We start from the raw sequence: 20,416 nt of genomic DNA, 5'->3' as shown, positions 1-20,416 counted from the left end.
CTCCAGTATATCAAAGGCTTAATGATGTCTTCCACATTCGATCAGATCGCCAACATTATCGCGGAGACCTGCGACATCCCGCGCGACACGATCAAGCCGGAGAGCCACGCCATCGACGATCTGGGCATCGACAGCCTGGACTTCCTCGACATCGCCTTTGCCATCGACAAGGCGTTCGGGATCAAGATGCCGCTCGAAAAATGGACCCAGGAGGTCAACGACGGCAAGGCCACGACCGAGCAGTATTTCGTGCTGCAAAATCTCGCCGATCGCATCGACGAGCTGGTCGCCGCCAAGAATGCAGCCCCGGGCGCCTAATCGCCCGCCATGGACCTTGATTACTTCCAGCTCATCGACCGCGTCGTCGACCTGAACCTCGACGAGAAGAGGATCACGGTCGAGGCGCAGGTGCCGGCCGCGCACACCATCTTCGAGGGACACTTTCCGGGCTTTCCGACCATGCCCGGCGTGCTCTTGACCGAAGCGATGGCGCAGAGCTCCGGCTGGCTGATACTCGGCGTCCTGAAATTCGAGCGCATGCCGTTCCTGGCCATCGTGAAGGAAGCCAAGATGCGCGGGTTCGTCAGTCCCGGCTCGTTGCTGACGATCGAGGCGAAGCTCGAGCACGAAGGTTCCGGCTTTGCCGTCACCAAGGCCAAGGGCCGCGTCGGCAAGGAGTTGAAGTGCAGCGCTGAAATAACTTTCGGCCTTGCCCCCTTCCCCGACCCGGCCTTGCGCGTGCACATGGACGCGATGGCCAACAAGATCGGCTTCCCACTGCAGGCAATCACGCATGACTGAGCCAAAATCCGCAGGCGCCAAGGAAGTCTGGATCACCGGCATCGGCATCGTCTCCTCGCTCGGCGAGGGGCTGGACGCGCATTGGGATGCGCTCAACGCCGGCAGGATCAACATCGACGACAAGCGGTTCGCGCCCTACATCGTGCATCCGCTGGCGCCTGTTACCTTCGACGCGCAGATCCCGAAAAAGGGCGACCAGCGCCAGATGGAAGCGTGGCAGCGCATCGGCACCTATGCCGCCGGGCTGGCGCTGGATTCAGCGGGCGTCAAAGGCAACAAGGAAATCCTCGGACGGATGGACATGATCGTCGCCGCCGGCGGTGGCGAGCGCGACATCGCGGTCGACGCGGCAATCCTGAACGCCGACGCCAGGGGCAATTCGAGCCCGGGTTTCCTCAACGAACGGCTGATGAACGATCTGCGGCCGACGCTGTTCCTGGCCCAGCTCTCCAACCTGCTCGCCGGCAACATCGCCATCGTCCATGGCGTCTGCGGCACGTCGCGCACCTTCATGGGCGAGGAAGCCGCCAGCATCGACGCAGCACGGATTGCGCTGGCGCGGATCGAAGCCGGCCAAAGCGACATCGCGCTGGTCGGCGCGGCCCATAATGGCGAACGGTCCGATCTTTTGGTGCTCTATGAATTCGGCGACTTCAACCTGACCGAAAAGTTTTCGCCGGTGTGGCAACGCGAGGAGAGAGGCGGGTTCGCGCTCGGCTCCGCCGGCTGTTTCCTGGTGCTGGAAGCCCGCGAGCACGCCGAAGCCCGCGGCGCCAAGCCTTACGCCAAACTGACCAAGGTCGTTGCCGACCTTGCGCAGCGCAAGCAGCCGGGCACGGTGACCAAATCGCTGGAGGCGCTGTGGCCGAAGCTCGGCGTCGGCGACAGCGGCACCCTGATCACGGGCGCAACCGGCGTCGAGCCGGTGACGTCGGACGAGAAGGCCTTTTTGCGCCAGCATCCCGGCTTTGCGGTGCGCGCCACCGGCACGATCTTCGGTCACACGCTGGAGACGCAGTTTCCGCTGGGGCTGGCGCTGGCCGCACTCTCGATCTCCCGTGGCGCGCTATTCCCGCCCAACGACCCGACAGGCCTCGAGGTTGAAAAGGCAGGCAGCCCGGACCAGATTGTCGTGGTGGGGGCCGGTCATTGGCAGGGCGAAGGCATGGCCCTGGTCGAGGCCATCAAGTAGAGCGTGGCCGAAAGACCACTTTCGGCACCGCCAGAGCAAGCAGTGAGCGCGAGCGCACTTTCAGTTACGGCGCAACATCGGGGGAACCATGTCAGCACCACGCGATAAACTCGGCAGGCCGATCGTCGTCGTCACCGGCATGGGCGTAGTGACGTCGCTCGGCGCCGGCAAGCAGGACAATTGGGCAAAGTTGACCGCGGGTGAATCCGGCATCCGCACCGTGACGCGCTTTCCGATCGACGGCTTGAAAACGACCATGGCCGGCACCGTCGATTTCGTCACCGTCGATCCGTTCTCGTCGACCGGCCTCAGCGAACGTCTCGCCGAGATGGCGACCGGGGAAGCGCTCGAACAGGCGGCGATCGGCGCCAAGGCCGACTTTCCCGGACCGCTGTTTCTGGCAGTTGCGCCGGTCGAAGTCGAATGGCCGCAGCGGCTCGAGCTCGGACGCGCGGTCGGCAGGACCGAATTCGGCTACGAGGATATGCTGCGCGTCAGCGGCGGCGGCCGGTTCACAGCCTACCATCGCCGCTTCATGTTCGGTTCGATAGCGAGTCACCTGGCCGAAACGTTCGGCACCAAGGGATCGCCGATCTCGCTCTCCACCGCCTGCGCCTCCGGCGCCACCGCGATCCAGCTCGGCGTCGAGGCGATCCGCCGCGGCGAAGCCGATGCCGCGCTGTGCGTCGGCACCGACGGCTCGGTGAACCCGGAAGCGATGGTGCGATTCTCGCTGTTGTCGGCGCTATCGACGCAAAACGATCCGCCGCAGGCCGCCTCCAGGCCGTTTTCCAAGAACCGCGACGGTTTTGTGATGGCGGAAGGCGCCGGCGCGATGGTGCTGGAGAGCTACGAGTCCGCAATCGCGCGCGGCGTCAAAATTCTCGGCGTGGTGGCCGGCTGCGGCGAGCTGACCGACTCGTTCCACCGCACCCGCTCCAGCCCGGACGGCAAGCCGATCATCGGCTGCATGCGCAAGACACTGGCCGATGCCGGCCTCGAGCCGGAGCAGATCGACCACATCAACGCGCACGGCACCGCGACACCGGAAAACGACAAGATGGAGTACAACACGACCGCGGTCGTGTTCGGCGATCATCTGCCGAAGATTCCGGTGTCCTCGAACAAGTCGATGGTCGGGCATACGATTTCCGCGGCCGGCGCGGTGGAAGCCGTGTTCTCGCTGCTGACGCTGGAGCATCAGCGGATTCCGCCGACCATCAATTACGAGATTCCGGATCCGGCCATCCTGTTCGACGTGGTCGGCAACAAGGCGCGCGACGCCAAGGTCACCGCCGTGATGTCGAACTCGTTCGGTTTCGGCGGGCAAAACGCCTCGCTGATCCTGACGCGCGAACCGGTGTAGCGAGCTGGCTATTTCTTAAATGAAACGCCTGCTCCTACGCACCAAGGCGCGCCTGCGCGACGCCGCCAAGCCCATGGCGGAAATAGCCGTCGGCGCGCTGACGATCGCGCTGTTGCGGACCACCCGCTATTTCGATCCGGACAAGACCGCCGATTTCTTCGGCCGCGTCACCCGCTTCATCGGGCGCAGGCTGCGCGAGGACCGCATCGGCCGCGAGAATCTCAAGGCCGCCTTCCCGGAGAAATCGGCCGAACAGATCGAAACCATCCTGGCCGGCGTCTGGGACAATCTCGGTCGCATCGGCGCCGAGTTCGCCCATCTCGATCACATCTGGGATTACGACCTCGACCATCCGGAGAAGCCGAGCCGCATCGAGTTCCCCCCGCGGACCAAGGAAATCTTCGATTCTTTGCGCGACGACGGGAGGCCTGCGATCATCTTCGCGAGCCATCTCGGCAATTGGGAAATCCCGGCGCTCGGCGCCGTCGCCCACGGGCTCGATTGCGCCATCCTGTTCCGCCGGCCGAACATCGAGGCCGCCGACCGCGCCATCGAACGGATCCGCGCCGTCAAGATGGGCACGCTGGTGCCGGCCGGCCGCGAAGCGCCGCTCAAGCTGGCGGAGGCCCTGCAGCGGGGCCAGCACGTCGCGATGCTGGTCGATCAGTACCTGGGCAACGGCGTCGAGGTGACGTTCTTCGGCCGCAAGACCAAGGCCAACCCGACGCTGGCGCGGCTGTTGCGGCAGGTCGAATGCCCAGTGCACGGCGTGCGCATCATCCGCCTGCCCAACCACCGCTTCCGCGCCGAACTATCCGAAGAGGTCAAACCGGTGCGCGACGCCTCCGGGCAAATCGACATCCAGGGCACGATGCAGGCGGTGACATCCGTGGTCGAAGGCTGGGTGCGGGAATATCCGGACCAGTGGCTGTGGCTGCACAGACGGTGGCGGTAGAATCCGCAACCGTCTCTCCTCGTCATTGCGAGCGGAGCGAAGCAATCCACTCTCGACTCGCTGAGGCATGGATTGCTTCGTCGCTGCGCTCCTCGCAATGACGGGAGCAACGCTCCCTCACCTCCCGGTTGGGGCCTATCCGCCGAACAGGCCGAGGCTCCACGCCTTCATCGCAACCGTCGATGCCAGGACGACAATGATCTGCAGCAGCGTGCGCGTTGAGAAGAAGGTGAGGATGTTGGTCATATGATGCTCCCGGAAGCGAGCTATAGAGTTTCCTTCGCGTTCCGGCAATGGAGGTTTGTTGGCCGGATGAGGTATTGTGCGCGGGAGACCTCTCCACGTCATTGCGAGCCAACGGTCGCGCGAATGCGCGCCCGATGACAGGCTCCGCGAAGCAATCCATCTTCCCGCTTGCTGATGCATGGATTGCTTCGTCGCGTTGCTCCTCGCAATGACGGATGGGGCACCGGAGTGCCGCATCACCTCCCCGTCTTCACCCGCGTCCACAGCCGGTTGATGATCCGCTGCGTCGCAGGCTCGCGGGCCCGGATGACGAACAGCTTTTTCTGCGTCGCCTCGTCCGGATAGATATTCCTGTCGTTCAAAATCTTCGGATCGATCAGCTTCTGGCTCGCGAGATTGCCGTTGGCGTAAGACAGGAAGTCGGAATTCTTCGCCGCGACCTCGGGGCGGTAGAGATAGTTGATCAGCTCGTAGGCTTCCGCGACGTTCTTGGCATCCGCAGGGATCGCGAGATTGTCGAAGAACATCTGCGCGCCCTCTTTCGGGATCGTGTAACCGATCTCGACGCCGTTCTTGGCTTCCGCCGCGCGGCTGCGCGCCTGCATGATGTCGCCCGACCAGCCCACCACGAAGCAGATCTCGCCCGACGCCAGCGCGCCCAGATATTCGGAAGAGTGAAACTTCCGGACGTTGGGCCTGATCTTGCTGACGAGATCGGCGGCCTTTTCCAGATCGGCCTGCTTGGTGGAGTTCGGATCGATGCCGAGATAACTCAGCGCCGCCGGCAGAATGTCGTCGGCGGAATCAAGCATATGGATGCCGCAGTCTTTGAATTTTGCGAGGTTCTCCGGCTTGAAGACGATATCCCAACTGTCGATCTTGGCGTCGGGACCCAGGATTTTCTGCGCGGCCTTGACGTTGTAGCCGATGCCCGTGGTGCCCCACATGTAGTTGGCGGCATAGTTGTTGCCGGGATCATAGGTCGCAAGCTGGCCGGTCACCACCGGCCAGGCATTGGCGAGATTGGGCAGCTTCGACTTGTCGAGCTTGAGGAAGACTTTTGCGGTGATCTGGCGCTGCAGAAAATATCCGGTCGGCACCACGACGTCATAGCCCGACTTTCCCGCCAAGAGGCGCGTCTCCAGCGTCTCGTTGGCATCGAACGTGTCGTAGACCACCTTGATGCCGGTTTCCTTGGTGAAATCCTCCAAGACGCCCGGCGCCATGTAGTTCGACCAGTTGTAGAAGTTCACGGTGCGCTCCTGTGCCCAGGCGGGCGAGAGCGACAGCGCGACCGTCATCACGCCGATCAGGCAAAGCGGGCTTCGGATTGGATGGCGCATCCTCTACCTCTTGCGACGGCCGTGCACCGCGTCCGACAGGCGTTCCAGCGCGGTATCCAGCGTTTCGTCCTTCTTGGAAAAACAGAACCGCACCACCGACGTCACCGCATCCTGTTCATAGAAAGCCGACACCGGGATCGCGGCGACCTTGTAGTCGCTCACAATGCGCCTGCAGAACTCGACATCGGTCTCATTCAAGCCCAGCGGCGACAGGTCGACGGTGAGAAAATACGTGCCCTGCGACTTCAGCACGGGAAAGCCGATGCCCTCCAGTCCCTTCGTCAACCGGTCCCTGCTCCGCGCCAGTTCCTTGCGCATGTCGTAGAAATAGTGATCGGGTTTGCCGAGGCCATAGGCCACCGCAGCCTGCAGGTTTGGCGCGGTGGTGAAGGTCAGGAACTGGTGCACTTTGGCCGCCACCCGCAACAGCGGCGGCGCGGCGCAGACGAAGCCGACCTTCCACCCCGTCAGCGAAAAAATCTTGCCGGCACTGCCGACCTTGATGGTGCGCTCGCGCATGCCCGGGATCGTGATCAGCGGGATATGCTCGCGGCCGTCGAAGATCACGTGTTCCCAGACCTCGTCGCAGATCGCGATGGTGTCGAACTTCTGGCAGAACCGCGCCAGCAATTCGAGGTCTTCGCGGGGATAGACGACAGCCGCCGGATTGAGCGGGTTGTTGAACAGCACCGCCTTGGTCTTGGGATTGAAGACGCTGGCCAGCATCTCTTCCGTCAATCGCCAGCCCGGCGGCTCGAGCCGCAACAGGCGCGGAATGCCGCCGGCCTGGCGGATGATCGGCAAATAGCTGTCATAGACCGGCTGGAACACGACAACCTCATCGCCGGGTTCGACCACGGCGAGAATGGACGCGGTCAGCGCCTCGGTGCCGCCCGAGGTCACCATCACTTCCGTCATCGGATCAAGCGAGAGCTTGTGCCAGCGGCCGTAATGAGCCGCGATGGCCTGCCGGAGTTCCGGAATGCCCATCATCGACGGGTACTGGTTATAGCCGTTCACGGTCGCATCGGCCGCGGCGCGACGAATGTCTTCCGGCCCGGGATCGTCGGGAAAGCCCTGGCCGAGATTGATGGCGTTGTTGTCGCGCGCCGCCTGCGACATCGCCTCGAAGACGGTGACGGGAAGGTCGGCAAAGACCTTGTTCATGGAGGTCATTGGCAGATCAGCCGCCGGTCTTGGTCGGCAATCCCGCAGCCTTCCAGCCGATGATGCCCCCTGCCAAATGCTTGTCGTAAGGCAGCCCTGCCGCCTGCGCCGCGAGCGAAGCCGTCACCGAGCGCTTGCCCGAGCGGCAGGCGAAAACCACCTGCTTTCCCTGCGGTTCCGGAATGGCCGCCGGATCGAAGCTCTGGAGCGGAACGACCACCCCATCCGGATAGGCCTCCACCGCCACCTCATTGGGCTCGCGGACATCGACCAGAAGATAGCGCCCTTCCGCCATCCCCTTGGAAACGTCTTCCGGCGTCAAATCGTGCACCTGATGGTCCGCCACGCAATATCCTCCTGACAACCTGCCGCGCGGGCTCCGACGGGCCCGGCCAAGCGGGCGCCAAAGTCGCCCCTCACGCGGTGAAAATCAAGCGCCGCGAACGGTTTAAAGCGCCGTTCGAACCTCCGGCCTCAGCTTCGGCGGAGGCGGCTATAGAAGCTCCTTCGCAATGGGCCAAGCGCCATTCGGCGACTGAGGACCATTCGCCCGGTAACCTCGACGAAGGTAGAATGCCATCGCGTTCGAACTGGCTTCGGCCCGCACCGCCCGAATGCCTTGCTCGCACATCAGCCGCTCGAACATCTCCAGTAACCCCGCGCCAACGCCCCGGCGGGCAAATTCCGGGTCGGTATAGAGTCCCTCCAGCCAGTCGCCGCGAATGGCCCCCCACCCGGCTACGATGCCATCCAGCTCGGCCACCCAGACTTCCAGCTCACGCAGCTTTTGCTCCATTCCGGCGCGCGTGAGCTTCGCAGCCCACGCCTGCGCTTCGGCAACGGGCATTTTTGGCGGCGCGAGTCCAAGGATAGATCGCCGTCGAATGTCGTGGAGACCGCTTGCGTCCTTACGCGTCGCCCGACGGTAAACGGTCTCCATCGTAACCTGCCTCGAGTTAAACGAACTGCCGAACCAGCGCGACAATATCAGCTATCGAGAGGTGAGCGGACTTGATGGCCGCGTACGCCGACGTCTGAGGATGGATCCATAGCGGACGCGGACTGACAAAGGGAAGATGCCGCTCGTCCGCGATGGTTCGCCATGAAACTGCCGGCATCCATTCAGGCAGAAGTATTGTCGGCAAGGATGCACGAATCCGCTGCGAGAAATCGGCTTGGCCCTCGGCCGCCTGCGCAGGCGCGTTGATGCCACGCGATGAGAATAACTCGGCAAAGAAAGCCGATTGCCGCGACCGCCCAGCCGAGAGGCGAGGATGCAATTCCGAAAAGCAGGCTCAGCACGTCCTCACTTGGCCAGAGTATTTTTGTGAATCGTACCGTCCTTCATGATGACCTTGAAGCTGTTGGCAGGATCGGCAATGAGGCTGATGTTGTCCAGCGGATTGCCATCGACGAGCAAGAGATCGGCGAGCGCTCCCCGCTCCACGACGCCGAGCTTTCCCGGATAGGGATTTCGTTTTCCGGAGAGTTCCAGCAGTTGGGCGTTAGTCGAGGTTGCCATGATTAGCGCTTCGGCGGGTGTGTACCAGCGAGTGAGCGAGGCCAGAATTGCCCCTTGTTGGCGCGCCAGCGCAGCAGAGAATAGGACGTCAGTGCCCCACGCCGTCTTGATCTTGTACTTCTTCGCCAGTTCGTAAGTCCGACCTATGCCGGGCCAGACCTCATCCGCCTTGGCTCGCTGAACTGAACCCACTGGAAAGCCCAGCCGCAAGTCCTCGGGGAGTGGCTGCATGCTTAGCCAAATCCCTTTTTCGGCGAACAGTTTGGCGGTTGCGTCGTCCATCAGCATGCCATGTTCGATACACTTCACGCCAGCCGCAATAGCCACCTGGATCGCATGTGGCGTAAAGGCATGCGCGGTAACGTAGGTGCCCCAATTCTCGGCTGCCTCAACGGCGGCGCGCATTTCGGTCGCGGTAAATGTGGTCACATCAATCGGACTGAAGGGTGACGACACCCCGCCGCCTGCCGTCAATTTGACTTGGGAGGCTCCCTGCATGAACTGTTCGCGGACGCGCAATCGCACCTCGTCGGGACTGTCCGCAACCATCGCGCCGCCAGTCTGCTCCATACGCGTCAGCATGCCGCCGATCGTCCGCGGCAGATCAGTTAGCTGACGGAAATCCCCATGCCCGCTCGTGACAGTAATCACGGCACCGGACGGATAAATGCGCGGGCCTTTGACGATACCCTCGTCGATGGCGCTCTTGAGACCGAACACCGGACCGCCCACGTCGCGTACGGTGGTGAAGCCGCGCATCAGAGTGTCAGTCGCCTCGTTGCCAGCCACGAGATTAAGGTAGCCGACGTCGCCGAGCGACTGTGCCGGCGTCACCCGGATCAACATCGCGTGCCAATGCACGTCGATCAGGCCGGGCATCAGCGTTCGCCCACCTCCGTCGATAATCGTCGTAGTGGCGCTTCGATCAACCGAAATCGGTGTCTGGGAAATTGTTTCGATCAGATTACCTCGAACAAGAACGTTTGTCGGTTCGGATAACGTCTGGCCCTTGCCATCGAAGACCCTGACATTGTTGAAGAGCGTTGTCGCGTGGTTTACTTGCTGGGCTGGCGCCACGTCCATCGGGAGCGCCAGCGCACAGATCTGTAGCGCAACCAAACGGCAGAAATGCGCGGAAACCATTTGACCCTCACGAGCAGCGGATCGCCAAGGTGTATTCATGACAACAACATTGCCGCGCAGTGCGAACCAGAGCGCTTAAGTTTTCAGCGATGCATGTAGCGACGTCCAATCACTCGGCCGCTTCTTGCATCAATCGTTAGCCTTAAGATGTCGCGCCCCCGGCGCGTCTCACCTGTGACGACCCAGTATCTGCCGCGCCTGTCGATGTTCCGGATGCGATGGACGCCATTGCGTCGCGCGATTCGTGTTGCGTCCTGCCGATCAATGCGTCCTCTGCGATCGATGCGAACACCGTCGCGATCGATAGTAACGCTTTGCGCAACTGCGTTGGGAATGACGGGAGGAAGCAACTCAGCCAAACTGAGGAATGACGCCCCCAACAGAACTGCGAGCACTTTGTTCATCGAGCATTCTCCACATCACCGCGTTGTCGCGGTTAAGTTGCGCTCGTTATCACTCACACTATACAGGGACGTTTCCCCTTAGCAATGGCGCAGGTCCGCCGCTCATTGATGCTTTTCTCGCGCAAAATGCTCTCAAGAGAGGCGCAGTTGCGCGGTGATCGGAAGCCGATCCGGACAACCTTAAGAATAGGTAAGGGGCAGTGGCTTATCTGGTGCGCACCTCTGCTATTGGCACAAACCGGCGGTTGGAAGATAGGCAGAGCGTGTCCGCTCTGAATGTGGCCCTAACGGACGCAACTTCTCAACGGAGGGCGAGCGGCCGCAGCGTCGTGCCGGCCACGGTACCGCGGATGGCGTTTGTGGTCAGGATATAGGCGAACTCGTAGACACGATCTGCAGCAAGCCGCTCAAGGTTATTGAACTCCAGGATGTGGACGCCCTGCTGGACCAGCAGATAGACGTGGACCGGGATGAAGCTGCCGCCAACGGCCTGAGAGTCGGCCGGCTTCGGCGGCCCATATTCGAGCCCGGATGTATCGGAACCGAGCATAAGCGCGCCCTTCTCCTCGACGAGCCACTTCGCGGCTGTCAGGCCGATGCCCGCCGAGTCGTGCTGGCCGATTTTGGCATGGTCGCGGCCGTTCTCGCCCCAGTAGCGCGCAGTTCCCGTGCGCAGCAGAACGACCGTGCCCGGGGTGACGTCGACATTCTGCGCCTTCAACGCGCCCTCGATATCAGCGACAGTGATTTCATAGGAAGACGGAAGGGCCTCCACGTTCTTGAAGCCCGCAACGTCGACCAAGACGCCCCGCGCGACGATCGGCGGGATCGTGGTCACGTCAGCCTTGCGAACGCCGAAGTCGCCGCCCCACTCGTCGGACGTGAAACCGTTGTAAAACTCGTTCTTCGGTCCATGCGTGACGTGGCCGAGCCCATCAATCTGGGTCGCCACGTTGTCGTTCATGAAGATCGCGTTGCTATGCCAGGCGGTGATGCCCGTATTGCCGCCCTCCGGCGTGGTGAACGACAGATCCTTCTGGCTCCTCACGCCCGCGGGCGACCGGAAGCTCATGATTTCTCCCGGGCTGTGGCCGGGCCATTTGTATGAATAGCGGTCGTACGGAAGGCCGAGATCGTAGACCCTACCCTGTGTCACGAGCTTCAAGGCAGCCAAACGTGATGCATCAGTCATCTCGTTGAGGTTTCCGACCTCGTCCTGAGGTCCCCAGACCCAGCCCCATCCTTTTCCTTTTGACCACTTCTTCATGCCACCGTCCTGCGCATAGCCTCCGCCGGCGGCGAATGCGAGAACGGTCACGGCGAGCAGGAATCGCGAAACTACCTTCATGGAATCCTCCTGGAACGACATGGATAGCTCAGCTTCCCCAGTCTAGGCCTGAGCTCACCGTGGGATCAACGAGATTGTCGGTCGGCGCCCGCCTCAGCAAAAATTCAGAGAGACGCGATGGCTAGTGCCGCAAAAGCCGATAGTCCCGCTCGGATGTCTCGCGCCACAGGTGAAGTGGTTCACACCAAGATGAAATGCGGAGGACTAAGGTGCCCATGCCCACCTGGCGTGAACCAACACTCCATCGCGTGGGCGGCAAAAAGGAGTCTTCCGATGAAATCCGTTTTAGGAATGTCGGCAGCTACTCTGCTGCCGGGCATCATCGCTGCCGCGCTGTTGGGCGCGCCGGCGCGCGCCGATGTCGTCACTGACTGGAACGTGACCACCGGTACCCTGGTGGCCAATGACCTCGGCAACAATCCCAAACTGCGCACCTTGGCCATGGTGCATGTTGCGATGTCGGATGCGATCAATACCGTGCATAACCGCTACACCCGCGTGGTCGCGACGGTTCCGGCTGCGCCTGGCGCGTCGGCCGAAGCCGCGGCCGCGACGGCCGCGCGGCAGATCCTTGTTCAGATCTACCCGGCAAAGAAAGACAAGATCGAAGAGGCCTACGCGGCATCGCTCAAGGCGATCCCCGAGGGGCCAGCCAAGACCGAAGGCATCAAACTGGGTATGGCGGTCGCCGACGCGGTACGGGCCGACCGCGCAAACGACGGCACCAACGCTGCGGACACCTATCGGCCGCACACTGCCCCAGGGGTATGGGTGCCGACCACACCGCCGATGCAGGAGCAATACGCGCGCGCGAAACCATGGGTGTTTGGGAGTGCCGACCAGTTCCGGCCCGGCCCGCCGCCGGCACTGTCAAGCGACGAGTGGGCGCGGGACTACAACGAGGTCAAGAGCCTCGGCGGCACCAAGAGCACGGCGCGTACCGCCGAGCAGACCGAGGCGGTTAAATTCTGGGAAAACACTAATTTCGGCCCGGCATGGCAGGCGGCGGCACGCGAGCTCGCGATGAAGCAGGAGATGCCACTCGCCGAATGTGCCCGCCTGTTCGCCCTGCTCAACATGAGTCTGGCGAACGCCTACATCGTCAATTGGGACGCGAAGTACACCTACAATTTCTGGCGACCGGTCACCGCGATCCGCAATGGCGACCAGGACGGCAACGATGCGACCGAGCGCGATGCCGGCTGGACCTCGTTCAACCCAACGCCGATGCATCCAGAATATCCCTCGCAGGCGACCATCAACGCAACGATCGCGACGGCGGTTCTGGAATCGGTGTTCGGTCCCGTGAAGGCGATTCCTTTCACGGCAACCGATGTGCGAGATGCGAAGCGAACGCGGCAATTCGCCAGCCTGGCCGATATGGCGGAGGAGCAGAAGAATGTCCGCGTGTGGGGCGGTGTGCACTATCGATTCGCGATCCGCACCAGCGAGGACGTGGGCCGAAAGGTCGCGGCCTACATGATCGAGAACACGCTCAAGCGGGCGCCTTGAGCTCTCGAGTTGATCACGCGAAAGCCCCGGATGAAAATCCGGGGCATTCGCCTATGCACGAATGTCGCGTGAGCAGTTTGAATTCGGGACAACTTAGTTGTCCGATCTGTGGAAACACACAATCCACACTTTTCGCTTTGCCGTTGAACCTTCGCGACGTTCCCCTGACCCACCCTAAGGGGCTCTCGGGACCACAGGAGGTTCTGATGACGAAGCATCGAACGATAACTGGGTTCGTGGCTGTCGCTCTGCTTGCTGTTGCCGCATCCGCCGCCACCATGAGGTCGCACTCGCCTTCGACGGAGAGCATTGCCGTCTCCGCCGGTACGACCATGTCGAATGGCCGCACGGTTGACGCGAACGAACTCCCAACTGCGAGTTTTGACGAGCGCTGGTCCGCGATGTCTTCTTCGACAACGGACACGCCCGAGCAATAGGCTCGCCGTTCGCTAAGTGCCGCCGCGATCGGCCGACTTGGCGAAAGTTGCAATGGACCCTTGGCAGTTGGGCGACGCCTTCGCGTGACGGAGCACAGATGCGGCTGCGCGCACGACAAGATGAATACGGAGGTACGTACACACGACATCGACAGTCATTTGAAAGTCCACCTTTTTCGAAGGAGGCAACGATGAACGTACTGAAAGCTGCAATCGTCGGCCTGGGACTAATTTCAGCCAATACAGCGGTCCACGCGGACGTCATCGCCGATTGGAACAACACCGCAATGGCCGTGATGAAGGCGGTCAACGTTGGCGGTAATCCGTGGACGCGCAGCATGGCCCTCGTAAACGTGTCCATGTCTGACGCGGTCAACTCGGTGCAGAACCGATATTCGCGTTACATACAGGAGCTTCCAATTGACCCGAACGCTTCAGCCGAGGCCGCCGCTGCGGCGGCTGCCCGCGAAATTCTCATGCGCCAGTATCCCGGCCAGAAGGAGCGGATCGATGCAGCCTTCGCGGAGACGATGAAAATCATTCCGGACAACCCCGCTCGGGCCGCGGGTATTGATTTAGGCGCAAAAGTTGCGGACGCCGTTTTCGCCGAACGTCAGAGCGACGCGACAAACGCGCCCGACACATACCGCCCGTTCACCACGGCTGGCATATGGGTGCCGACCACGCCGCCGCTCTTCCCTCAATATGCGACAGCCAAGCCGTGGGGCTTGGAGAGTGCAAGTCAGTTCCGCCCGGGTGCGCCCCCGGCCCTCAACAGCGCTCTTTATGCGCGCGATTACAATGAAACCAAGGAAATGGGTGGGGTAAAAAGCGCGAAGCGGACCGACGCGCAGTCCGACGCCGTGCGCTTCTGGACGCAAGCCAACCTCGGGCCCGCATGGTTCCAGGCGGCTCGGCAGGCTTCCGCTCGTCATGGCCTCCCGGTGGCAGAAAGCGCGCGAGTGTTTGCACTGATGTCCATGGCTCTCGCCAACTGCTTCATCGTCGATTGGGACGCCAAATTCCAATACAATTTCTGGCGGCCGATTACCGCGATCCGCAACGGCGACCAGGACGGCAACGATGCGACGGAGCGCGAGGCAGGCTGGCAGCCTCTGAACACTACGCCGATGCATCCCGAATACCCGTCGCAGGCCGGGATCAACGCGGGTGCGGCACAAGGCGTTCTGGAAGCTGTTTTCGGCGCCGGGACAGAAAGCTTCACCGCGACCGATACTTCCGACGCGCGCCTTTCGCGCCAATTCACCAGCTTTGCGCAGATGACCCAGGAGCACAAAGAAGTGCGCATCTGGGGCGGCATTCATTTCCGCAATTCGCTGGAGGTCGGAGAAGCGATGGGTCGCAAGATCGCCGACCATCTGGTGGCAAACTACTACGTGAAGCCGACGCATGTTTCGGCGCCATCTCAAGGCACTCGGTAATCGGGCGGCGTGCTGCGGCTTGCCGCAGCACGTCACCTGGCTAGGTCGTGATGCCCCGGCCTGACCCGATCCGGGAGCGACGCCTTGATTTCCACACTTTTTGAGCAAACAAATTACGTCCATGTGGACTCTTGGAGGACACGCGATGATGGGGCGTGGGCTCGCGTTGTTACTGGTAGGGCTGCTGGGCGGCTGTATGCAAGCGACGCTTGCACCATCGTCGAATGCCAGTTTGACCCCAAGGGACCGGCAGTTGCTCGCCCGCACGCCTTACGCGCAGGCCAGCATTCCCGAGACTTATCGCCGGCATATTGTCGACTACACGCGCAAGGAGCAGCCGGGAACGATCCTGGTCGATACCAACGCCAAGTATCTGTACTACGTCTTGCCTGGGGGCAAGGCGATCCGCTACGGCGTGACGGTGGGAGAGGAAGCGCTGGCCTGGTCCGGCGTCGCTACGGTTGGCCGCATGGCGGAATGGCCGGATTGGATCCCGACGGCGGAGATCCAGGCCCGGCTCGGGCCCTACCCGAAGCGCGTTGCCGGAGGTCCGGCCAATCCGCTGGGCGCGCGGGCGATCTATCTTTACGAGGGCAACAAGGACACGCTGTACCGCATCCACGGCACCAACCAGCCGGAATATATCGGTCAGGCCATTTCGTCCGGCTGCATCCGCATGACCAACGAAGATGTTATCGATCTCGTCAATCGGGTGAAGCTCGGCGCGATCGTCGTCGTCCTCCCGCCGGGCCGGAGCGCGTAGCGAGCTAGAGCGTGATGTTTTTTTGGCCGCGGACGCGCTTTACCTCTCCCGCTTGCGGGGGAGGCGTAGGCCACCTTCGGTGGCCGTCCTCTGAGACGCCGAGGCAAAGCCTCGGCCATGGCGAAGCGCCGGGTGGGGGCTCTCTCCACTCAGGCAGTGTCGCCCGTGGAGACACCCCCACCCCAACCCTCCCCCGCAAGCGGGAGAGGGAGCGCACTTTCTTCGTGGTCCAAATCAAATCCAATTTCATATTGGGTTAGGGAGCGTTCGCCGTTCGCAGTTTTTCGTCCCACCCGCGCCGCGCGCGAAACCTGCGTCATTGCCTCGCGTGAAGCATCTGCAGCCTGGCAATGCGGTCGTCGGCGCGGCGGAGCCGCCGGCAAAGCTCGCGGTTGATATTCTGCATAACCATCACATACGCATGGATGTCGGCTTTGTAGCACATGTAGAGTTTTTGGGCTGTGAGCTCGTACAGCATGGTTGGGCTCTCCGCGACGACGGTGGCTGATCGGTTCTGCATTTCGATAAGCGTCATTTCGCCGAAGAAATCACCGGGCCCGAGATCCGCCATGCGAATGACGCGTCCGGCATCCGCCCGCTTGCTCACCACGAGCTGGCCAGAGTGAACAATGAACATGGAGCGCCCCGGTTCTCCTTCCGCGACGACCGTGGCACCGGCGTTGAAGCGGCGCTCGACCAGCATCGAGATCAGCAGATCGAGGCCCGCATCTGAAAGGCCACCGAAGAAAGGTGTGGCGAGCAAGAACGCTTTCAGATCGGGGGAGCTGATAGCCATCGATAAATATACTCCCGCTCCTGGAGGTAGACCGAGAGCACCGTTTGAGCGGAACGTCACCAGCCTTGCGGGAGCAGACCGATCCCCAGGCTGGTCATCAAACCTTCAATCGGCCGCGTAGAACGCCTCCCGGACGGGATTCGAAATGGGACCGGAGCCAATGATCGCCGTCTGGGTCATGACTACGCCGATGACGCGGTTTGTCGGATCGATCCAAAACTGCGTGCCATAGATGCCGCCCCATCCATAGCTACCGGCCGGAAGACGGCTCTTGGCTGCGGCGGGATCGGTCAGGATTCCAAAGCCCAGCGTGAAGCCCCAACCGGGTCCGCGAATCGTCGGCATGTTGCCGGTCGCGTTCTGCGTCATCTGCCGGACCGTCTCGGCGCGGAGCACCCGCACGCCGTCAAGCTCGCCCTCGTTCAGCAGCATCTGCAAGAACCGCACGTAGTCACCGATAGTGGCACTCATGCCGGCGCCGCCGGAATTGTACGCAGTCGGAGAGAAGGCGCGGTTCGGGTCGAGGCTGGCAGTGCCCTTGGTAGGTGGGAACGGCACTGCCTCAGGTCCCATCACGGGAACGTAGCCTGTGCCGAGTGCGCCCGTGACCTGTGCGGGTCGCGTCACCTGCACGAAGCGTGAGCGAACGGTATCGGGCGCGTTGAACACAAAGCTCTCGATGCGCAAGGGCTTTGCAATGCGCTCGGTGACAAAAGATTGCAGGCTGTTTCCCGTCACCTTCTCGATGACGGCGCCGAGCACGTCCGTCGCAAGCGAGTATTCCCAGCCCGTACCAGGCTGATAGCCAAGCGGAACGGAGGCGAGACGCTGCATTGCTTCAGCGGTGGTTACTTCGGGCTGATCTAGCCCGTCGGTCACGCGCGCGTCGCGATATGCATCCACAAGCCGAGCATTATTGATGAAGTTATAGGAGAGCCCGGCGGTATGGGTCAGCAATTCGCGGATGGTCGGGGGCCTGTTGGCCGGCCCCTCGGCGCCGTCGGGCCCTCGCACCCGAAGCTTGGTGAACTCGGGGAGGAAGCGGCTAACCGGATCATCCAGGCCAATCTTGCCCTGCTCGACAAGGATCATCGCCGCCACCGAGGTGACAGTCTTCGTCATTGAGGCAACTCGGAACATGTCGTTTGCGCCGATCGGCGCGGTACTTCCAACCTCGCGAACGCCGACGCTGCGGCTGTAGACCGGGCGGCCGTCCTGGAGGATCAGCACCACGATACCCGGAGTGCTGCGGCCTTCCACCAAGCCCCGAAGGACTTCATCGAGCTTGGCGTTGCGCGCCTCGGGCGAAAAAGCCAGGGCCACCGGGATGGGGCTGAGCGCGAAAGCTATTACTGCGGCCGCAAGCAGTCGGATGACAAGACGACGTGAGATCATGATATCCCTCCCGCAGACCTGTTCTGGCGCGCCATTCTGCAGCTACTTGAGACCGGAAGCAATGTCTCGGGCACGCACATGTCCGCGTTTGCCTCATTGTGGCCGGCCCGAGCATAGCGCAGGGACATTTGCTCCAACCGCGAACGGCTCCTCACTTTGCTTCTCGCAACCCGCAACCTCACGCGGCCGGATTGGACCGGATCTGCCGGGCTTGAACGCTCTCGTCTTGTTCCAGCGGCAGCGAAAATTGAAACACGGCGCCCCGTGGTTCGTTCGCGCTCGCCCACATCCGTCCCCCGTGAGCCTCGACCATCGACCGGCAGATCGCGAGGCCCATGCCCATGCCCTTGGCCTTCGTCGTATAGAAGGCCTCGAACACGCGCTCGACATCCGCCGGGTCCAGGCCCGGGCCGGAATCGCGAACCGTGACGAGCACGCCGCCTGCGGCCTCCCTCTCGCTGTTGATCCGCAGTGCGCCTGCCCGCTGGTCGACGCCCTCCATGGCTTCAATGGCATTAAGGATCAGGTTCAGAATCACCTGCTGCAGTTGGGTGCGATCGCCCTTCACCATAGGCAAGCCCGGCGCGAGGTCGGTCTGCAGCAAGATGCCGTGCTTGAGCATTTCGCTCCGGGTCAGCACGACCATTTCGAGGATGGCTTCATTGAGGTCGAACCGATCGTTCCGCGGCGGCACCTTGTTGATGAGGGCCCGGATCCCGCTGATGACGTTGCCGGCGCGCTTGCCGTCCTCGACGATACGGCGAAGGGAATCGCGAACCTCGCCGAGATTGGGCGGTTGAGCGCTGAGCCAGCGCAGGGCAGCCCCGGCATTGGTAACCGTCGCCGCGATCGGCTGGTTGACCTCATGGGCAATCGAGGCCGTCAATTGACCCATCGTGGTGACGCGATTGGCGTGCGCGAGCTCCGCCTGCATGGCGCGCAAGGATTCCTCGGCCCGCCTGCGTTCGGTGATGTGCCGCCCGACGCCGCGGTAGCCGACGAAGCGCCCCGTCTTGTCAAACACCGGCAGCCCGGAGACGGACACGTAACGCTTGCTGCCGTCGGGGCCAGCTCGCGCAAGCTCAAAATCGCGAAACGGCAGGTGGGCATCGAGCGTCTCCCGGTGCTTGCGCCAGGCCTCTTCATCCGGCTCCAGGTAAGGTACTTCCCAACGGGTCTTGCCGATCTCGGCGCCCGGCGCCGGCGCGTCGGCAAGGCTATCCGCGAACTCCTGGTGAGTGAACCGATGTTGCGCATCAGTCTCCCAGTACACGTCGAAGGAGAACTGCACGAGGGTGCGAAAGCGCTCCTCGCTCTGCCGCAGCGCCTCTTCCGCTCGCTTGCGCTCGGTCAAATCGAGGACAAAACTAACACCTTGATCTGGGCTTTGCTCGAACATCACCCCGCCGAGCAGCACGGGCACGCGACTGCCATCCTTCCGAAAATATTCCTTCTCGAATGGCTGGACGGTCCCCAACCGCTTCAGCTCCGCCACCGTGCGTGAATCGCGGTCGCGCCATTCCGCTGGCGTCAGGTCGGTTCGGCTCAGGTAACCCGAGGCAAGATCGTCCCGGCTGTAACCCAACATACGGAGAAACGCGTCGTTGGCCTCGAGAATGCGACCTTCGAGATCCCAAATGATGATGCCAACGATATTGGCGTCGACCAGGCGCCGGATCTTCTTGTCGCGCGCCAGGAGATCGCCGTGAAGCGCGACGTTCTCCGCGATCGCCTTACGCCGCCTTATCGCTTCGAGCCGTGCAAGCGCCAACGCCACCACCGCCAGGACTGCGACAATGACGATCGCGGTCGCGATCAGCCTGGCTTTGCGTTGTTCGAGTGCCTCGGCGCGCTTCTCCTGATCTACGAGCAGGAGACGCTCGTGGTCCACCATCTGGTCGATCTGCGACCTTATCTCGTCCAGGCTGCGGATCATGGTCAGCGCCGCCAGCCCGGAGGTGCTGGCCGTCTTGACGATGTCATCGATCTCACGCAGCTTTGCTGCAACTGTCAGCGCCAGATGTCCGGCACGATGGTTCTGCAAGGGATCGTTCGCGACCAGAGCCTGGAGCGCCTGCGTGTCTCGTCGTACGCTTTCGTCGGAGACGCCGTAAGCCTTGAGATATGAGGGGTCGAGAGTCAGCAGATACTCGCGTCTTTGGGCCTCCACGTCGGCGATGACCGCCCGCAGCCGATCCAGCGTGTCGAGCACCTGTCGACTCTTCTCGTGTGCAAGACTTGCCGCTTGTCGCTCCTGCCAATATCGAAGGCCGAGAAACCCGGTCGAGACCACGACAGCTAGAACCACCGCGACAACCACCAGCGTCAGCGGACGAGCAAACCACCGAAAGGACTGGGTCAGAGGGATTGACATTAGCCTTAAGTCTTCGATGCTCGCGTGAGCGGCTCTTTTCTGATGCCGATGAAGAGTATTGCCAGTATAGTAAAAATACAGCCGCGGTCTGCGTAGTTTAGATAGGAACCGGCACGCGCCAACCCTGCAGATTGCACCGGCTTAGAAGCCCGTCAGTCCCCTCGCAAGGGGCCAGAACGTCACGGGTGGGGTCGCTCGGCTGTCGTGAAG

18 protein-coding genes are annotated in these 20,416 nt (G+C 62.2%); 8 read left to right on the top strand and 10 right to left on the bottom strand.

Going from position 1 to position 20,416, the window contains the following annotated elements:
* The first annotated feature begins 24 nt into the window (after window positions 1-24).
* The 5 genes from V1273_RS14325 to V1273_RS14305 all read left to right on the top strand — a co-directional run bounded on the left by V1273_RS14325 (window position 25) and on the right by V1273_RS14305 (window position 4,314).
* Window positions 25-318 (top strand): acyl carrier protein, encoded by a 294-nt coding sequence (locus V1273_RS14325; RefSeq protein WP_028346689.1) that lies wholly within the window; start codon window positions 25-27, stop codon window positions 316-318.
* 9 nt (window positions 319-327) lie between these two features.
* Window positions 328-801 (top strand): 3-hydroxyacyl-ACP dehydratase FabZ family protein, encoded by a 474-nt coding sequence (locus V1273_RS14320; RefSeq protein ID WP_334368253.1) that lies wholly within the window; start codon window positions 328-330, stop codon window positions 799-801.
* Window positions 794-1,993: a beta-ketoacyl-ACP synthase gene (locus V1273_RS14315; RefSeq protein WP_334368252.1), complete on the top strand. Its 1,200-nt coding sequence runs from the start codon at window positions 794-796 to the stop codon at window positions 1,991-1,993. The genes V1273_RS14320 and V1273_RS14315 overlap by 8 nt, the downstream gene beginning before the upstream one ends.
* Before the next feature lie 88 nt (window positions 1,994-2,081).
* Complete coding sequence (locus V1273_RS14310; RefSeq protein WP_334368251.1) at window positions 2,082-3,359, top strand: beta-ketoacyl-ACP synthase; 1,278 nt, start codon at window positions 2,082-2,084, stop codon at window positions 3,357-3,359.
* 19 nt (window positions 3,360-3,378) lie between these two features.
* On the top strand, window positions 3,379-4,314 hold the full coding sequence (locus tag V1273_RS14305; RefSeq protein ID WP_334368250.1) for a lipid A biosynthesis lauroyl acyltransferase: 936 nt from the start codon (window positions 3,379-3,381) through the stop codon (window positions 4,312-4,314).
* Between the two features lie 482 nt (window positions 4,315-4,796).
* On the opposite strand, the gene V1273_RS14300 is transcribed toward V1273_RS14305, so the two are convergent.
* From V1273_RS14300 to V1273_RS14270, 7 genes are all read right to left on the bottom strand, one after another.
* Complete coding sequence (locus tag V1273_RS14300) at window positions 4,797-5,861, bottom strand: polyamine ABC transporter substrate-binding protein (RefSeq protein WP_334369255.1); 1,065 nt, start codon at window positions 5,859-5,861, stop codon at window positions 4,797-4,799.
* Between the two features lie 45 nt (window positions 5,862-5,906).
* Entirely contained in the window at window positions 5,907-7,079 is a 1,173-nt protein-coding gene (locus tag V1273_RS14295; protein ID WP_334410013.1) for an aminotransferase, read from the bottom strand.
* Window positions 7,080-7,086: 7 nt separating this feature from the next.
* On the bottom strand, window positions 7,087-7,365 hold the full coding sequence (locus V1273_RS14290; RefSeq protein WP_051379298.1) for a rhodanese-like domain-containing protein: 279 nt from the start codon (window positions 7,363-7,365) through the stop codon (window positions 7,087-7,089).
* A gap of 198 nt (window positions 7,366-7,563) precedes the next feature.
* Window positions 7,564-7,917, bottom strand: coding sequence for a GNAT family N-acetyltransferase (locus V1273_RS14285; RefSeq protein WP_334410012.1), 354 nt, complete (start codon window positions 7,915-7,917; stop codon window positions 7,564-7,566).
* 459 nt (window positions 7,918-8,376) lie between these two features.
* A complete protein-coding gene (locus V1273_RS14280; RefSeq protein ID WP_442893735.1) occupies window positions 8,377-9,735 on the bottom strand; it encodes an amidohydrolase family protein in 1,359 nt (452 codons plus the stop codon).
* An 83-nt stretch (window positions 9,736-9,818) separates the two neighbouring features.
* A complete protein-coding gene (locus V1273_RS14275) occupies window positions 9,819-10,139 on the bottom strand; it encodes a hypothetical protein (protein ID WP_334368246.1) in 321 nt (106 codons plus the stop codon).
* Between the two features lie 301 nt (window positions 10,140-10,440).
* The gene (locus tag V1273_RS14270; protein WP_334382666.1) at window positions 10,441-11,487 is read right to left on the bottom strand and encodes a cyclase family protein; all 1,047 of its coding nucleotides are present in this window, start codon (window positions 11,485-11,487) and stop codon (window positions 10,441-10,443) included.
* A gap of 273 nt (window positions 11,488-11,760) precedes the next feature.
* Here V1273_RS14270 and V1273_RS14265 point away from each other — a divergent pair, with 273 nt between their 5' ends.
* The 3 genes from V1273_RS14265 to V1273_RS14255 all read left to right on the top strand — a co-directional run bounded on the left by V1273_RS14265 (window position 11,761) and on the right by V1273_RS14255 (window position 15,641).
* Window positions 11,761-12,999 (top strand): vanadium-dependent haloperoxidase, encoded by a 1,239-nt coding sequence (locus V1273_RS14265; RefSeq protein WP_334410011.1) that lies wholly within the window; start codon window positions 11,761-11,763, stop codon window positions 12,997-12,999.
* A gap of 628 nt (window positions 13,000-13,627) precedes the next feature.
* Window positions 13,628-14,878: a vanadium-dependent haloperoxidase gene (locus tag V1273_RS14260; protein WP_334368243.1), complete on the top strand. Its 1,251-nt coding sequence runs from the start codon at window positions 13,628-13,630 to the stop codon at window positions 14,876-14,878.
* Window positions 14,879-15,023: 145 nt separating this feature from the next.
* Complete coding sequence (locus tag V1273_RS14255; protein ID WP_334368242.1) at window positions 15,024-15,641, top strand: L,D-transpeptidase; 618 nt, start codon at window positions 15,024-15,026, stop codon at window positions 15,639-15,641.
* Between the two features lie 316 nt (window positions 15,642-15,957).
* Here the strand turns inward: V1273_RS14255 and V1273_RS14250 are convergent, their stop codons facing one another.
* From V1273_RS14250 to V1273_RS14240, 3 genes are all read right to left on the bottom strand, one after another.
* Window positions 15,958-16,437, bottom strand: coding sequence for a Crp/Fnr family transcriptional regulator (locus V1273_RS14250; RefSeq protein WP_334382670.1), 480 nt, complete (start codon window positions 16,435-16,437; stop codon window positions 15,958-15,960).
* A gap of 105 nt (window positions 16,438-16,542) precedes the next feature.
* Window positions 16,543-17,832 (bottom strand): serine hydrolase domain-containing protein, encoded by a 1,290-nt coding sequence (locus V1273_RS14245; RefSeq protein WP_334410010.1) that lies wholly within the window; start codon window positions 17,830-17,832, stop codon window positions 16,543-16,545.
* Between the two features lie 178 nt (window positions 17,833-18,010).
* Window positions 18,011-20,206: an ATP-binding protein gene (locus tag V1273_RS14240; RefSeq protein ID WP_334410009.1), complete on the bottom strand. Its 2,196-nt coding sequence runs from the start codon at window positions 20,204-20,206 to the stop codon at window positions 18,011-18,013.
* Between the last annotated feature and the right edge of the window lie 210 nt (window positions 20,207-20,416).

This window comes from Bradyrhizobium sp. AZCC 1721 (assembly GCF_036924715.1).
In the GTDB taxonomy this organism is placed as follows: Bacteria; Pseudomonadota; Alphaproteobacteria; order Rhizobiales; family Xanthobacteraceae; genus Bradyrhizobium.
The sequence above is the reverse complement of the archived record's forward strand: the minus strand, read 5'-3'. Positions and strand labels throughout refer to the sequence as shown.

Coding starts and splice junctions, on each gene's coding strand:
- V1273_RS14325 (WP_028346689.1), top strand. CDS start 25: ATGTCTTCCACATTCGATCAGATCGCCAACATTATCGCGGAGACCTGC.
- V1273_RS14320 (WP_334368253.1), top strand. CDS start 328: ATGGACCTTGATTACTTCCAGCTCATCGACCGCGTCGTCGACCTGAAC.
- V1273_RS14315 (WP_334368252.1), top strand. CDS start 794: ATGACTGAGCCAAAATCCGCAGGCGCCAAGGAAGTCTGGATCACCGGC.
- V1273_RS14310 (WP_334368251.1), top strand. CDS start 2,082: ATGTCAGCACCACGCGATAAACTCGGCAGGCCGATCGTCGTCGTCACC.
- V1273_RS14305 (WP_334368250.1), top strand. CDS start 3,379: ATGAAACGCCTGCTCCTACGCACCAAGGCGCGCCTGCGCGACGCCGCC.
- V1273_RS14300 (WP_334369255.1), bottom strand. CDS start 5,861: ATGACGGTCGCGCTGTCGCTCTCGCCCGCCTGGGCACAGGAGCGCACC.
- V1273_RS14295 (WP_334410013.1), bottom strand. CDS start 7,079: ATGACCTCCATGAACAAGGTCTTTGCCGACCTTCCCGTCACCGTCTTC.
- V1273_RS14290 (WP_051379298.1), bottom strand. CDS start 7,365: ATGGCGGAAGGGCGCTATCTTCTGGTCGATGTCCGCGAGCCCAATGAG.
- V1273_RS14285 (WP_334410012.1), bottom strand. CDS start 7,917: ATGCCCGTTGCCGAAGCGCAGGCGTGGGCTGCGAAGCTCACGCGCGCC.
- V1273_RS14280 (WP_442893735.1), bottom strand. CDS start 9,735: ATGGTTTCCGCGCATTTCTGCCGTTTGGTTGCGCTACAGATCTGTGCG.
- V1273_RS14275 (WP_334368246.1), bottom strand. CDS start 10,139: ATGAACAAAGTGCTCGCAGTTCTGTTGGGGGCGTCATTCCTCAGTTTG.
- V1273_RS14270 (WP_334382666.1), bottom strand. CDS start 11,487: ATGAAGGTAGTTTCGCGATTCCTGCTCGCCGTGACCGTTCTCGCATTC.
- V1273_RS14265 (WP_334410011.1), top strand. CDS start 11,761: ATGAAATCCGTTTTAGGAATGTCGGCAGCTACTCTGCTGCCGGGCATC.
- V1273_RS14260 (WP_334368243.1), top strand. CDS start 13,628: ATGAACGTACTGAAAGCTGCAATCGTCGGCCTGGGACTAATTTCAGCC.
- V1273_RS14255 (WP_334368242.1), top strand. CDS start 15,024: ATGATGGGGCGTGGGCTCGCGTTGTTACTGGTAGGGCTGCTGGGCGGC.
- V1273_RS14250 (WP_334382670.1), bottom strand. CDS start 16,437: ATGGCTATCAGCTCCCCCGATCTGAAAGCGTTCTTGCTCGCCACACCT.
- V1273_RS14245 (WP_334410010.1), bottom strand. CDS start 17,832: ATGATCTCACGTCGTCTTGTCATCCGACTGCTTGCGGCCGCAGTAATA.
- V1273_RS14240 (WP_334410009.1), bottom strand. CDS start 20,206: ATGTCAATCCCTCTGACCCAGTCCTTTCGGTGGTTTGCTCGTCCGCTG.